This is a genomic window from Pseudomonas sp. GW460-12-10-14-TSB1, assembly GCF_017349775.1.
GTDB classification, from domain to species: Bacteria; Pseudomonadota; Gammaproteobacteria; order Pseudomonadales; family Pseudomonadaceae; genus Aquipseudomonas; species Aquipseudomonas piscium.
Genome location: NZ_JACNAC010000003.1, coordinates 1 through 12834 on the forward strand (window position 1 = coordinate 1; position 12834 = coordinate 12834).

The window sequence follows — 12834 nt, forward strand, 5'->3', positions numbered from 1 at the left end:
CTGCGCCGGAAGTGGGGCGAATTATAGACCTGTAGAATCTGCCGTCAACCCCTAATTTGTCTTTTCTATCAATAACCTGCAAAAACAGATGAATCCTCCTCTATATAAGAAGAGCAGAAACACCATGAGCAATATATTGCTCAAGCCTTCTTAGTTGAGCATCATGTTGGCGCACCGAACCCACCCCCCTGATCCGGATGATGCCTTGCCATGAATGACCAGCCCCGCAGCCTAGCCTCAACCCTGTTCCCGGTGGGACTGCTGCTTATTGCCATGGCGTCCATCCAGTCCGGTGCGTCACTGGCCAAAAGCATGTTCCCGATCGTGGGCGCGCAGGGCACCACAACACTGCGCCTGATCTTCGCCAGCATCATCATGCTGCTTCTGCTGCGCCCCTGGCGCGCCAAGCTCACCGCCAAGTCCCTGCGCACGGTCATCGTCTACGGAATGGCGCTGGGCGGAATGAACTTCCTCTTCTATATGTCGCTACGCAGCGTTCCCTTGGGAATCGCCGTCGCCCTGGAATTCACTGGCCCGCTTGCCGTGGCCATTTATGCTTCGCGAAAAGCCATCGACTTTCTCTGGATTGCCCTGGCGATTATCGGCCTGCTGCTGTTGATCCCTACCAGCGATACGAGCGCCGGCATCGACCTGATCGGCGCGGGCTATGCCTTGGGGGCTGGTGTGTGCTGGGCGCTTTACATTCTGTTCGGGCAAAAGGCCGGGGCCGACAACGGCATCCAGACCGCAGCACTGGGCGTAATGATCGCCGCCTTGTTCGTCGCGCCTATCGGTATCGTGCATGCCGGGGCCGCCTTGCTGACGCCCAGCCTGATTCCCATCGCCATAGGTGTCGCCATTCTCTCCACCGCCCTCCCCTATAGCCTGGAGATGGTTGCCCTGACCCGAATGCCGGCGAGAACCTTCGGCACGCTGATGAGCATCGAGCCAGCTTTCGGCGCCTTGTCCGGGCTACTGTTCCTCCACGAATTCCTGTCTCTGGCGCAGTGGCTGGCTATTGCCTGCATCATCCTGGCGTCAGTGGGCGCGACCCTGACCATGCGCAGCGAATCGAAACCTTTGGTAGCGGCTGATTGATTCTCGGTTGTACATAGCTCTGGTATTTGCCGCTCAATTAGGCCATGTTTAGGCGCTGTAACTCAGCGCCAGTCATGGATTTTTCAGGCAAGGACCGCACAGACGCCAAAGTGACAGCCAACGCAGTCGAACCTGGACAACAGATCCGGGATCAGCAATAGGGACAGGAATGAAACGTTTTTTGATTCTGTTAGCCGTACTTGCCATCGCAGGTTGCGCCGCAACTTCGAAAACCGAGGTCAAGCGCGGAAAGAAGGGCCTACATATCAACTGCTCCGGCCTGTCCTCCTCCTGGGACAAATGCTACGCCAGTGCTGCTACCTCCTGTGGCCCCAAAGGCTACAAAGTGATCGCCAAGTCCGGCGATACGGTGGAGGATCCGGGTGATTACCCCTTCGGCCTGAACCCCGCCGGCTACACCAGCCGCAGCATGATCGTCATCTGCAAGTAGGCAGCACCTGCCTACTGCACATCCTGTGTTGGCAACTGACGAACAATTTCGTCATGGCTCGATTTCAGGACCTGGCGCTGAATGTCCGGACTGACCAGCATTCGCGCCACCACCAGTGCCCCCACACATTGCGACAGAATCGACCAGGCCAGGCTATCGCTGCCCAGGGTACGCGCCCAACTCTGCTGCAAGCGGCAAATCCACTCCTCTGCCTGCTGTCGAACCCCCTCGTCCGCCCGTGAAATTTCCGCGCCCAAGGTTGGCAGCGCACAGCCTGTTTCAGGACTCTCGAGATGCGCCATGTTCAAGTAATGCTTGAGGCAGCGTTCAAGCCGCATCCGGCTTTGCTCGCCATCGGCGCCCAGACGTTCAAGGCTCTGGCTCAGTTCCCGTTCGACAATCGAACCGAACAGTTCATCCTTGGACGAAAAGTGGCTGTAGAACGCACCGCCACTCAGCCCGATCGCTTTCATCAGGCCATCGACACCCACAGTCGAAAACCCTTCCTTTTTGGCTGACACCGCGCTGCTCTGCAGCAATCGCTCTCTGGTTTCCTGCTTGTGACTGGCTGAATAACGCATGACGCCCCTCTCCTCTCTTCGCCTTGACGCTTGGTGAATCGTAGCATAACGTTCGTTTAGTTAACGACCGTTTACCAATAGAGCGATCCCACCATGACTACAGCTACAGAGAACAAGAAAGTCGTTTTGGTCGTCGGAGCCGGCGATGCCACAGGCGGTGCAATTGCCAAGCGTTTTGCCCAGGAAGGTCTTGTGGCCTGTGTCACCCGACGCAGCGCGGACAAGTTGCAGCCACTGGTAGAGGCCATCCAGCAATCGGGAGGCGAAGCCCACGGGTTTGCCTGCGATGCTCGAAAAGAGGAAGAAGTGATTGCCTTGATCGAACAGATCGAGAGCGAGATCGGCCCGATCGAGGCCCTGGTGTTCAATATTGGCGCCAACGTGCCGTGCAGCATCCTCGAGGAAACAGCGCGCAAGTACTTCAAGATCTGGGAGATGGCCTGCTTCTCGGGTTTCCTCAATGCGCGAGAAGTGGCCAAGCGCATGGTCACTCGCAAACGCGGAACCATCCTGTTCACCGGCGCCACCGCAGGCTTGCGTGGCGCAGCGGGCTTTGCCGCTTTTGCCGGAGCCAAGCATGGCATTCGCGCGCTGGCGCAAAGCATGGCCCGCGAACTGGGGCCGATGAATATCCACGTTGCTCATGTGGTGGTCGATGGCGCCATCGACACTGACTTCATCCGCAACAGTTTCCCGGAAAAGTACGCGCTCAAGGATGAAGACGGCATCCTCAACCCCGAGCACATCGCCGACAACTACTGGCATCTGCACAGCCAGCCACGGGATGCCTGGACCTTCGAGCTGGATCTGCGGCCCTGGAACGAACGCTGGTAACCCCCTCCTCCACAACAACAAAAAGGGAGCATCACCGATGAGCAAAACCGTCGAGTTCTTTTTCGACCTGGGCAGCCCGACCTCTTACCTGGCCTACACCCAACTGCCGAAGATCTGTGCCCAGACAGGTAGCCAACTGATTTATCAACCCATGTTGCTCGGTGGCGTATTCAAGGCCACTGGCAACGCATCGCCGATCAGCGTCCCCGCCAAAGGGCGCTACACACTTCAGGACCTGGCGCGTTATGCCAGACGTTATGAGGTGCCATTGGCGTTCAATCCGCACTTCCCGATCAACACCCTGCTGCTGATGCGCGCGGTGACTGGCATGCAGCTGCGACATCCGCAACGGTTCGTTGCCTTTATCGACTGCCTGTTCCGCGCACTCTGGGTCGAGAAGCGCAACCTGAACGATCAGGCCACGGTGGCAGCGGTACTCAGTGAGGGGGGATTCGATCCCCTAGAGGTGCTGGCCCTGACCAACGATGAAGAGGTCAAGAACGCCCTCAAGGACAAGACCGAACAAGCCTTGCAGCGCGGCGTGTTTGGCGCGCCGAGCATGTTCGTCGATAACCAGTTGTTCTTCGGCCAGGATCGCCTGGACTTTGTCCTCGAAGCCCTGAGCTAAGCCAAGGCGTCTGCACGACAAGCAATGCAATTCGCGCTGCCGGCTTTAGGCTGGCAGCGCGATTCACATTCAGAGGGTGGCGGTACGGGTATTCAGCCACTCCAGCGCCGCGCCCTGCAGCAGCGGACTCAGGCGCCGACGCACTTCGGCGTGGTAGGCGTTGAGCCACTCACGTTCGTCCTGGGTCAGCAGCGAAGGCTCCAGACAGCGGCTATCGATAGGGCACAGGGTCAGGGTTTCGAACTTGAGGAACTCGCCAAATTCGCTAGTGCCTGCCTCACGGTTCATCGCCAGGTTTTCGATGCGCACGCCCCAACGGCCCGGACGATAAGTACCCGGCTCGATCGAGGTGATCATCCCTGGCTGCATCGCGGTTTGCGGTGCTGGTGCCGCCTGATAGGCGATCACTTGCGGGCCTTCGTGGACATTGAGGAAGTACCCCACGCCATGGCCGGTGCCGTGCCCATAGTCCACGCCTTCGGCCCAGATCGGCGCGCGGGCGATGGCGTCCAGCAGCGGCGACAGGATGCCCCGCGGGAACTGCGCCCGGGACAGGGCGATCACGCCCTTGAGCACCCGCGTGCAATCGCGCTTCTGCTCGGCGCTCGGAGTACCGACCGGAACCATGCGGGTGATGTCTGTGGTGCCGCCCAGGTATTGGCCGCCGGAGTCGATCAGCAGCAGGCCATCGCCTTCGATCACTGCGTGCTCTTCTTCAGTGGCGTGGTAATGCGGCATCGCGCCATTGGCGTTGAACGCGGCGATGGTGTTGAAACTCAGGGAGACGTAGCCGGGGCGACGGGTGCGGGCCGCGGTCAGGTGCTCGTCGATGGTCAGTTCGGTGATGCGTTCACGGCCCCAGGCCGACTCCAGCCAGGCGAAGAATTCGCAGAGCGCCGCACCGTCCTGCTCCATGGCCTGACGGATATGCTCGGCATCAGCCAGGCTTTTCTGGGACTTGGCCAACGTCGTCGGGTTCAGGCCTTCCAGCAGCTTCACGCCGCTACCGAGGTTATCCAGCAAACCGGCGGTAACCCGCGCCGGATCCACCAACAGGCTGGTGCCGTCGGAGATCGCACTCAGGGCCGCGGCCACTTCGCTGTAGTCACGCAGGCTGATGCTGTCCTGCTCCAGCACGGCGCGCAAGGCGTCATCGACTTTGCTCAGCGCCACGAACAGCGTCGCCTGCTGCTGGCTGATAAGGGCGAAGGAGACGAACACCGGGTTGAACGAGACGTCGCCGCCGCGCAGGTTGAACAGCCAGGCGATGTCATCGAGGGTGGCGATGAAATGCCAGTCCGCGCCTCGCTCTTTCAGGGTTTCACGCAACTTGCCGAGCTTCTCGACCCGGCTGACCGTGGCCTGAGGCGGCAAATGCTGATAGATCGGCTGATCCGGCAGGCTCGGGCGATCGCTCCAGACCTCGTTCAGCAGATCGATATCGGTGCGCAGGCGAGCACCACGCTCCTGCAGTTTGTTGCCCAGGGTTCGCGCCGAAGCCACCGCCATCACCGCGCCGTCGACCGCGACCACGCCCCCTTCCGGGGTCTGCTCGGCCAGCCAGTCCAGCGGACCGGGCTGACCCGGCAACAGTTTGACCAGCTCGATACCGCTGCCCTTGAGTTCCTTGGTCGCCTGCTCCCAATAACGGCTATCGGCCCAGACCCCGGCGAAATCCGCCGTCACGATCAGGGTGCCGACCGAACCGTGAAAGCCCGACAACCACTGCCGGCCTTGCCAGTAACCGGGCAGGTACTCCGACAGGTGCGGATCGGCCGACGGCACCAGCAGGGCATGAATGCCCTCGCGGCTCATCAGCTCACGGGTGCGCGCCAGGCGCTGGGGGACCACTCCATTGGTCAAGGGCTGCGTACTCATTGTGTCTCCTGCTACCAGGTGAATCATTGTTATTGGATACCGAGGGCATCGGCCCTCAGGGTTGGGCAACCGCCCAGAACGCCGGTGCACTGGCGGATGAAGCCTTGATCAGCTGGACAGCCTGATCGATGTCCTGCTCGGTGGTGAAACGCCCCAGGCTCAGGCGGATGGTCCGACCCGCCGCCCGGGCGTCGAGCCCCAGCGCCAGCAATACATGGGACGGCGCATTGCTCGCCGAGTTGCAGGCCGAGGTCGCGGAAAACGCGATGGAGGCACTCAGGGCCGCCGGGTTGAACTCCCCTTCACCGAAGGTAAGGCTCAAGGTATGGGGAATGCGCTGGGCCGGGCTGCCGTTCAAGCGCAGCCCCGGCACATCGGCCAATTGTTCGAGCAGGCGCTCGCGCAGACGGGCGATGGTCGCCGCCTCTTCGTCGAAATGCTCGGCTGCCAGGGCAAAGGCGGCGCCCATGGCGGCAATCTGATGGGTCGCGAGCGTCCCGGAGCGCAAACCGCCCTCATGGCCGCCGCCGTGGATCTGCGCCTGCAGGCGCTGCTGCGCGCGAGGGCCGACGTACAGCGCGCCGATGCCCTTGGGGCCGTAAATCTTGTGGGCGGAAAAGGACATCAAGTCCACCGGCCACTGCGCCAGGTCGATCGCCACCTTGCCCGCGCCCTGGGCCGCGTCGACATGCAGCAGCGCCCCGCGCTCGCGGACCACGCGGCCAATGCCCGGGATGTCGTTGAGCGTGCCCAGTTCGTTATTGACCAACATCAGCGACACCAGAAAAGTGTCGTCGCGCATGGCCTCACTGACCGCCTCGGGCGTGATCAGCCCGTCGCTGTCCGGCACCAGGTAAGTCACTGCCACGCCGGCGGCCTGCAGCTGGCTGGCGGTGTCGAGAATGGCCTTGTGTTCGATCTGGCTGGTGATGATGTGCCCGCCGGATACGCCCCGGGCCTGGGCCACGCCCTTGAGCGCCAGGTTGTTGGATTCGGTGGCGCCGGAGGTCCAGACGATCTGCTCGGGTGCCGCGCCCACCAGCTGGGCGACCTGCTGCCGCGCCAGCTCGACGCTGCGCCGGGCCTGTTGGCCGAAGGCGTGGGAACTGGACGCTGGATTGCCGAAGTTACCCTTGAACCCCAGACATTCCACCATCACCTGAATGACTCGCTCGTCCACCGGCGTGGTGGCGGCGTAGTCGAAATAGAGAGGACGTTTATTCATCGCAAAAATACCCGCAGAGCCTGTTCCAGGATCAAGGTTCGCTCGGTGCCGAACGCTGATACGCGCCCTTTCAGCAACGCAAAAACGGCAGACCGTCAGCAATACCCGATCGGATGCAGTTAAAGAAGAACAACTTCATTTAAAAGTGCGTAGGAACGCTCCCGAGGGGCAGCTTAACAGGCTCCGGGAGCCGGGTTAAGCGAGGTTCGGCCAAGGGGCCGAAGAACAAGGCGGGAGGCGGGAAAATCATCACAGGGTTTTGCCAACTGCCATCGGCTGTCCATCAGCCTCTGCGGGCAGGGCTGCGGCAGATCGACAACTCAGCTGGCACGGCCATGCAGGGGCACGCTGTGTTCGGCGTTCATTTCCCCCTGCCGGTCGAAACCATAGGTCCGCTGCGGGGCAAGCAGCTCGGCCTTCTTCTGCTGGTATTCGTCAAAGGACAGCCCGCGCCGGTTCAGTGCTTCCAGCGCCAGTTCGCGGGTTTCCTCGGCGGTGTATGGGCGCGATTCCGGGCCCGGCTGGCTGGCACAACCGGCCAGCACCGCAGTGACGACAAGCAGGGAAAGGACGAGCGAAGGGTTCATGGCAAAGGCTCCTGGATCTGGGCTGCGAGGCAATGAACACAGGCTACCGGCGCCCTTCCCGGGACAGAAATCATCACGCTCGATAGTGGCTATCGATTACTCCTATCGCGGTCCATATCACCCTTTTATATTCCAAAAATAACTATAAATATGGAAATAAAGTATTTTTTAGGAATATCAGTAAGCCTTTATAACAGGTCCATCGCGTCGCCTGCTGTTGCCTGAGCAACTGTTCGCCAGGCAACAGCCAATCAACAAAACAGTGTCTTCCCAACAACAGCCTGATCCTGGAACAGCGCCACAAGCCCCGCCACTCAAGGCTTTGCGTCGCTGGTACAGCTCTTGCTCAAGCCCTGGGACTACTCACTGCTCGTTGAGCCCTGTTCAACAAAGGAACTGATCATGTCGCGTCCATTAAAAGTCGTTGCCCTGTCCGGTGGAACCTGGCGCCCCTCGCGCACCCTGGTGCTGACCCAGGCGCTGCTCGCCGAACTGGCGGGGCAATTGCCGATCGAGAGCAAGCTCATCGAACTGGGCGACATCGCCCGGCCGCTGGGCGCGGCCCTGTCCCGTCAGGAACTGGCGGCGGAAGTCGAAGCCGAGTTGCAGGCCATCGAAAGCGCCGACCTGCTGATCGTCGCAGCGCCCGTGTATCGCGGTTCCTACCCGGGCCTGCTCAAGCACCTGTTCGACCTGATCGACCTCAACGCCCTGATCGACACCCCGGTGCTGCTGGCCGCCACCGGGGGCAGCGAGCGTCACGCCCTGGTGCTGGATCACCAGTTGCGGCCGCTGTTCAGTTTCTTCCAGGCCCTGACCCTGCCCATCGGGGTCTATGCCACCGAGGCCGACTTCGCCAACTACCAGATAACCAGCGAGCCCTTGAAGGCCCGCATTCGCCTTGCGGCAGAACGCGCCGCGCCCCTGTTCGGCGTGCATCCGAAAAATCTGCTGAAAATCGCTTAAGGACCTGTCATGGATGTTTTCTGGTTTCTTCCGACTCACGGCGACGGCCATTACCTGGGCACCACCCAGGGCGCGCGCCCGGTCACCCTCAACTACCTCAAGCAAGTGGCCCAGGCCGCGGACAGCCTGGGTTATCACGGCGTACTGATCCCCACCGGGCGCTCATGCGAAGACTCCTGGGTGATCGCCTCGGCGCTGGTGCCCCTGACCGAACGCCTGCGCTACCTGGTGGCGATTCGTCCGGGGATCATCTCGCCGACCGTCTCGGCTCGCATGGCCGCCACCCTAGACCGGCTGTCCAACGGCCGCCTGCTGATCAACGTGGTGACCGGCGGCGACCCCGACGAGAACCGCGGCGACGGCAGCTTCCTCAGCCACAGCGAGCGTTATGAAGTCACCGACGAATTCCTGAGGATCTGGCGCCGGGTGCTGCAAGGCGAAGCCGTGGACTTCGAAGGCAAGCATCTGCATGTGCAGAACGCCAAGGCCCTGTACCCGCCGGTGCAGAAGCCCTATCCGCCGCTGTATTTCGGCGGTTCTTCGGACGCCGCCCATGACCTCGCCGCCGAACAGGTGGATGTCTACCTGACCTGGGGCGAACCACCAGCCGCCGTCGCCGAGAAACTCGCCGATGTGCGCGAGCGTGCCGCCCGCCATGGCCGCACGGTGAAGTTCGGTATCCGCCTGCATGTGATCGTGCGCGAAACCTCGGAAGAGGCCTGGAAGGCCGCGGACAAGCTGATCGAACACATCAGCGACGAAACCATCGCCGCCGCGCAGAAATCCTTCTCGCGTTTCGACTCCGAAGGCCAGCGGCGCATGGCTGCCTTGCACGACGGGCGGCGCGACAACCTGGAAATCGCCCCCAACCTCTGGGCCGGCGTCGGCCTGGTGCGGGGCGGCGCCGGCACTGCGCTGGTGGGCAACCCCGAGCAGGTGGCGGCGCGGATCAAGGAATACGCGGACCTGGGGATCGAGAGCTTCATTTTCTCCGGCTACCCGCACCTGGAAGAAGCCTATCGCTTTGCCGAGCTGGTGTTCCCGCTGCTGCCGGAACCCTACGCCAGCCTGGCCGGACGTGGTGTGACCAACCTCACCGGGCCGTTTGGCGAAATGATCGCCAATGATGTGCTGCCGGCGAAAGTGGCTGGAGGCTGATGGCCGTGGCGGCCTGCTACCCGGGTCGCCCGACAGAACGCTATCGCGGGCAAGAACTGGGCGTCCCCCCTGCTCCTACAGAAACAATCTGCAGCTTGCTCGCTCTTCCCGATAGCCCCACCGATTTCACGGCCCAACAACCGGCCCCGAACGAGGAACACCGCGTGACTGCCAAGCCGCAAAGCGCCCTGTTGTCCCCCTTGCAGACCGCCCGCCAGCTGGCGGCCGAGTTTGCCCTGACCGCCGTCGAACGCGACGAGCGCGGCGGAACCCCGAAAGCCCAGCGCGACGCCCTGCGCCAGAGCGGGCTGCTGGCCCTGAGCATTCCCACCCAGTACGGCGGCCTCGGCGCCAGCTGGAGCGAGACCCTGAACATCGTCCGCGAGTTCGCCAAGGTCGACAGCTCCATCGCCCACGTCTTCGGCTTCCATCACCTGATGCTGGCCACCGTGCGCCTGTTCGCCCGCCCGGAACAATGGCAACCCTGGTTCGAACAGACCGCGCGCAAGAACTGGTTCTGGGGCAACGCCCTCAACCCGCTGGACACCCGTACCCTGGTGAAGAACCTTGGCGGCTGGCGCGAGTTTTCCGGCAAGAAAAGCTTCTGCTCCGGCGCCAGCGATTCGGAAATGCTCATCGCCTCGGCGGTCGACGAAAGCAACGGCGGCAAGCTGCTGATCGCCGCCATCCCCAGCGGCCGCAGCGGCATCACCCTGCACAACGACTGGAACAACATGGGCCAGCGCCAGACCGACAGCGGCAGCGCCAGCTTCGAGCGGGTGCGGGTCGAGGAATCGGAGCTGCTGCTGGACCCGGGTCCCTTGAGCACGCCCTTTGCCTGCCTGCGTCCGCTGATCGCCCAGCTGACCTTCACCCACATGTTCCTCGGCATCGCCGAAGGGGCCTTTGAAGAAGCCCGCCAGTACACCCTCACCGAAACCCGGCCCTGGCATAAGTCCAGCGCGCAAGAGGCCCATCAGGACCCTTATGTGCTGGGCCATTACGGTGATTTCTGGGTGGCCCTGGAAGGCATGCGCCTGTTGGTGGAGCGCGCCGCGGAGCTGCTGGACAAGGCCTGGGCCAAGGGGCCGAACCTGAGCGCCGAAGAACGCGGCCACCTGGCCACGGCCATCGCCACCGCCAAGGTCGCCACCACGCGCCAGGGCCTGGAACTGTGCAGCCGCCTGTTCGAGGTCACCGGCGCCCGCTCCACCCACGCCTCCCTGCGCCTGGACCGGCATTGGCGCAACCTGCGCACGCAAACCCTGCACGACCCGGTGGATTACAAACTCCATGAGTTGGGCGACTGGGCCCTGAACCAGTCCCTGCCGACCCCGACTTTCTATTCCTAGCCTTCTGTTCCCGGAGCTTGTCCATGCAGCTTTTGACCTTACCGCCCTCGCCCGCCCTGGCCACCTCGATCCGGGCCACCGCCCAGGTATTCGAAGACCCGAAATCCCAGGCCTTGCTGGCGCATCTGCAGCAGGTCGCGCCGAGCGAGGCCAGCGTGCTGATCATCGGCGAAACCGGTACCGGTAAAGAGCTGGTGGCGCGCCATATCCACAATCTCAGCGCCCGGCGCAACCGACCGTTCGTGGCAGTGAACTGCGGTGCGTTCTCCGAGTCGCTGGTGGAGGCCGAGCTGTTCGGCCATGAAAAAGGCGCCTTCACCGGCGCCCTGAGCGCCAAGGCCGGCTGGTTCGAAGAGGCCAATGGCGGGACCCTGTTCCTCGACGAGATCGGCGACCTGCCGATGGCGATCCAGGTGAAGTTGCTGCGGGTGTTGCAGGAGCGCGAAGTGGTGCGCCTGGGTTCGCGAAAAAGCATTCCCATCGATGTGCGGGTGCTGGCGGCGACCAATGTGCAGCTGGAGAAGGCCATCAACGCCGGGCATTTCCGCGAGGACCTGTACTACCGCCTCGACGTCGTCAGCCTGGAACTGAGCCCGCTGCGCGAACGCCCCGGCGACATCCTGCCGCTGACCCGGCACTTTATCGAAGCCTACAGCCAGCGCCTGGGCTACGGCGCCGTGACCATCAGCAGCGAGGCCGAGCACAAGCTGCGCAGCTACAGCTGGCCGGGCAATATCCGCGAACTGGAAAACGTCATCCACCACACCCTGCTGATCTGCCGCGACGGCGTGATCGAGCGCGACGACCTGCGCCTGTCGAACATGCGCATCGAACGCCAGGACGACAGCCATCACAGCCACGACGACTCAGCCGAAGCCCTGCTGGAGCGGGCCTTCCACAAACTCTTCGAGGAACAGGCCGGCGCCCTGCATGAAAAGGTCGAGGATGCGCTGCTGCGCGCGGCCTACCGTTTCAGCCACTACAACCAGGTGCACACCGCCAACCTGCTGGGCCTGAGCCGCAACGTCACCCGCACCCGGCTGATCAAGATCGGCGAACTGGCGGTGAACAAGCGCCGTCCGCTGGAAAAACCTGGCCAGCACGAGCGCACCCTGCAACTGTCGATCTAGCTGGCCAAGCGGCAGTGCAGCGCGTTGTCCGGGCTGCGCTCGATGCTGCGCACCACCTGGAACGAGCCGAAAGTCACGGTCTTGGCCTGATAGGCGCGGATCAGGTGCCAGAAGTCCTGTTCGCCCTTCTCGAAACTCTGGAAAGCCGCCTCGCCGGCTTCCCGGGTTTGCCATTGCAGGTAGTTGAGCACCCGCCGGCCGTCGTCGCTGGCCAGCACGCTGCCGCTCAGGAACCCCGGGTAGCCCTGGGCCAGGCACTCGGTCTGCTCGGACAGCGCCGACACCAGGCCAGATTGCTGATGAGGTTCGATTTCGAATTCGATCAATTGCGTAAAACTGCGGTTTTGCTCAAGCGCACGCATGGCGAGTCCCCACTGACGGATAAACGGAATCTTGTGATTCGAAGGCCTGCAGGGTAAAACCTCCAGTTAAGTAAAGGTCAAGCAACTTTTCTCATTCCCCACCCGCAGGAGCGCTGCATGCTCAGCCCCGAAACCATGCATAAGGAACTCACCGTCGGCCAAGTGGCCGCCCGCAGTGGCGTAGCGGTCACGGCGCTGCATTTCTATGAAACCAAGGGGCTGATCAAGAGCAACCGCAACGCCGGCAACCAGCGCCGTTATCCGCGGGAAGTGCTGCGCCGGGTGGCGCTGATCAAGGTGGCGCAGCGCCTGGGCATTCCCCTGGCCGAGATTGGCCAGGCCCTGCGCAGCCTGCCGGACCACCGCGCACCGACAGCCGCCGACTGGAAGCGGTTGTCCGAGCAGTGGAGCCATGAGCTGGATGAACGGATCAAGCAACTGACCCTGATGCGCGACCGCCTCAATGGCTGCATCGGCTGCGGTTGCCTGTCGATGCAAGACTGCCCGCTGCGCAACCAGGGCGACCAACTGGGCGAACGCGGCCCGGGCGCACAATTGCTGGAAACCGACTGATCCCGCAACCC

Annotated in this window: 14 protein-coding genes; 9 read left to right on the forward strand and 5 right to left on the reverse strand. The window is 62.6% G+C overall.

Going from position 1 to position 12834, the window contains the following annotated elements:
• The first annotated feature begins 210 nt into the window (after positions 1-210).
• A complete protein-coding gene (rhtA, locus tag J4D52_RS02680) occupies positions 211-1098 on the forward strand; it encodes a threonine/homoserine exporter RhtA (protein WP_007930397.1) in 888 nt (295 codons plus the stop codon).
• Positions 1099-1267: 169 nt separating this feature from the next.
• Entirely contained in the window at positions 1268-1549 is a 282-nt protein-coding gene (locus J4D52_RS02685; protein ID WP_009050041.1) for a hypothetical protein, read from the forward strand.
• Between the two features lie 11 nt (positions 1550-1560).
• On the opposite strand, the gene J4D52_RS02690 is transcribed toward J4D52_RS02685, so the two are convergent.
• Positions 1561-2130, reverse strand: coding sequence for a TetR/AcrR family transcriptional regulator (locus J4D52_RS02690; RefSeq protein WP_102677833.1), 570 nt, complete (start codon positions 2128-2130; stop codon positions 1561-1563).
• A gap of 93 nt (positions 2131-2223) precedes the next feature.
• On the opposite strand from J4D52_RS02690, the gene J4D52_RS02695 reads away from it, so the two are divergent.
• Both J4D52_RS02695 and J4D52_RS02700 read left to right on the forward strand, forming a co-directional pair.
• On the forward strand, positions 2224-2964 hold the full coding sequence (locus J4D52_RS02695; protein WP_025805390.1) for an SDR family oxidoreductase: 741 nt from the start codon (positions 2224-2226) through the stop codon (positions 2962-2964).
• A gap of 37 nt (positions 2965-3001) precedes the next feature.
• A complete protein-coding gene (locus J4D52_RS02700) occupies positions 3002-3592 on the forward strand; it encodes a 2-hydroxychromene-2-carboxylate isomerase (RefSeq protein WP_063432483.1) in 591 nt (196 codons plus the stop codon).
• 69 nt (positions 3593-3661) lie between these two features.
• Here J4D52_RS02700 and J4D52_RS02705 read toward each other — a convergent pair whose 3' ends face one another.
• From J4D52_RS02705 to J4D52_RS02715, 3 genes are all read right to left on the reverse strand, one after another.
• On the reverse strand, positions 3662-5470 hold the full coding sequence (locus J4D52_RS02705; RefSeq protein WP_063432485.1) for an aminopeptidase P family protein: 1809 nt from the start codon (positions 5468-5470) through the stop codon (positions 3662-3664).
• Between the two features lie 55 nt (positions 5471-5525).
• Positions 5526-6695 (reverse strand): cysteine desulfurase family protein, encoded by a 1170-nt coding sequence (locus tag J4D52_RS02710; RefSeq protein WP_063432486.1) that lies wholly within the window; start codon positions 6693-6695, stop codon positions 5526-5528.
• Between the two features lie 320 nt (positions 6696-7015).
• Positions 7016-7282 carry a hypothetical protein gene (locus J4D52_RS02715; protein WP_063432487.1) on the reverse strand — a complete coding sequence of 89 codons (267 nt, stop codon included), beginning with the start codon at positions 7280-7282 and terminating at the stop codon, positions 7016-7018.
• Positions 7283-7684: 402 nt separating this feature from the next.
• Here J4D52_RS02715 and msuE point away from each other — a divergent pair, with 402 nt between their 5' ends.
• The 4 genes from msuE to J4D52_RS02735 all read left to right on the forward strand — a co-directional run bounded on the left by msuE (position 7685) and on the right by J4D52_RS02735 (position 11888).
• A complete protein-coding gene (gene msuE, locus J4D52_RS02720) occupies positions 7685-8248 on the forward strand; it encodes an FMN reductase (RefSeq protein ID WP_025805396.1) in 564 nt (187 codons plus the stop codon).
• A 9-nt stretch (positions 8249-8257) separates the two neighbouring features.
• On the forward strand, positions 8258-9406 hold the full coding sequence (gene ssuD / locus J4D52_RS02725) for an FMNH2-dependent alkanesulfonate monooxygenase (RefSeq protein ID WP_063432488.1): 1149 nt from the start codon (positions 8258-8260) through the stop codon (positions 9404-9406).
• A 164-nt stretch (positions 9407-9570) separates the two neighbouring features.
• The gene (locus tag J4D52_RS02730) at positions 9571-10758 is read left to right on the forward strand and encodes an acyl-CoA dehydrogenase family protein (RefSeq protein WP_025805399.1); all 1188 of its coding nucleotides are present in this window, start codon (positions 9571-9573) and stop codon (positions 10756-10758) included.
• A gap of 23 nt (positions 10759-10781) precedes the next feature.
• On the forward strand, positions 10782-11888 hold the full coding sequence (locus tag J4D52_RS02735) for a sigma-54-dependent Fis family transcriptional regulator (protein WP_053280243.1): 1107 nt from the start codon (positions 10782-10784) through the stop codon (positions 11886-11888).
• Here the strand turns inward: J4D52_RS02735 and J4D52_RS02740 are convergent.
• Positions 11885-12250 carry an antibiotic biosynthesis monooxygenase gene (locus J4D52_RS02740; RefSeq protein ID WP_025805401.1) on the reverse strand — a complete coding sequence of 122 codons (366 nt, stop codon included), beginning with the start codon at positions 12248-12250 and terminating at the stop codon, positions 11885-11887. The genes J4D52_RS02735 and J4D52_RS02740 overlap by 4 nt on opposite strands.
• 117 nt (positions 12251-12367) lie before the next feature.
• Between J4D52_RS02740 and soxR the strand changes: the two genes are divergently transcribed.
• Positions 12368-12823, forward strand: coding sequence for a redox-sensitive transcriptional activator SoxR (gene soxR, locus J4D52_RS02745; protein WP_063432489.1), 456 nt, complete (start codon positions 12368-12370; stop codon positions 12821-12823).
• Positions 12824-12834: the final 11 nt, after the last annotated feature.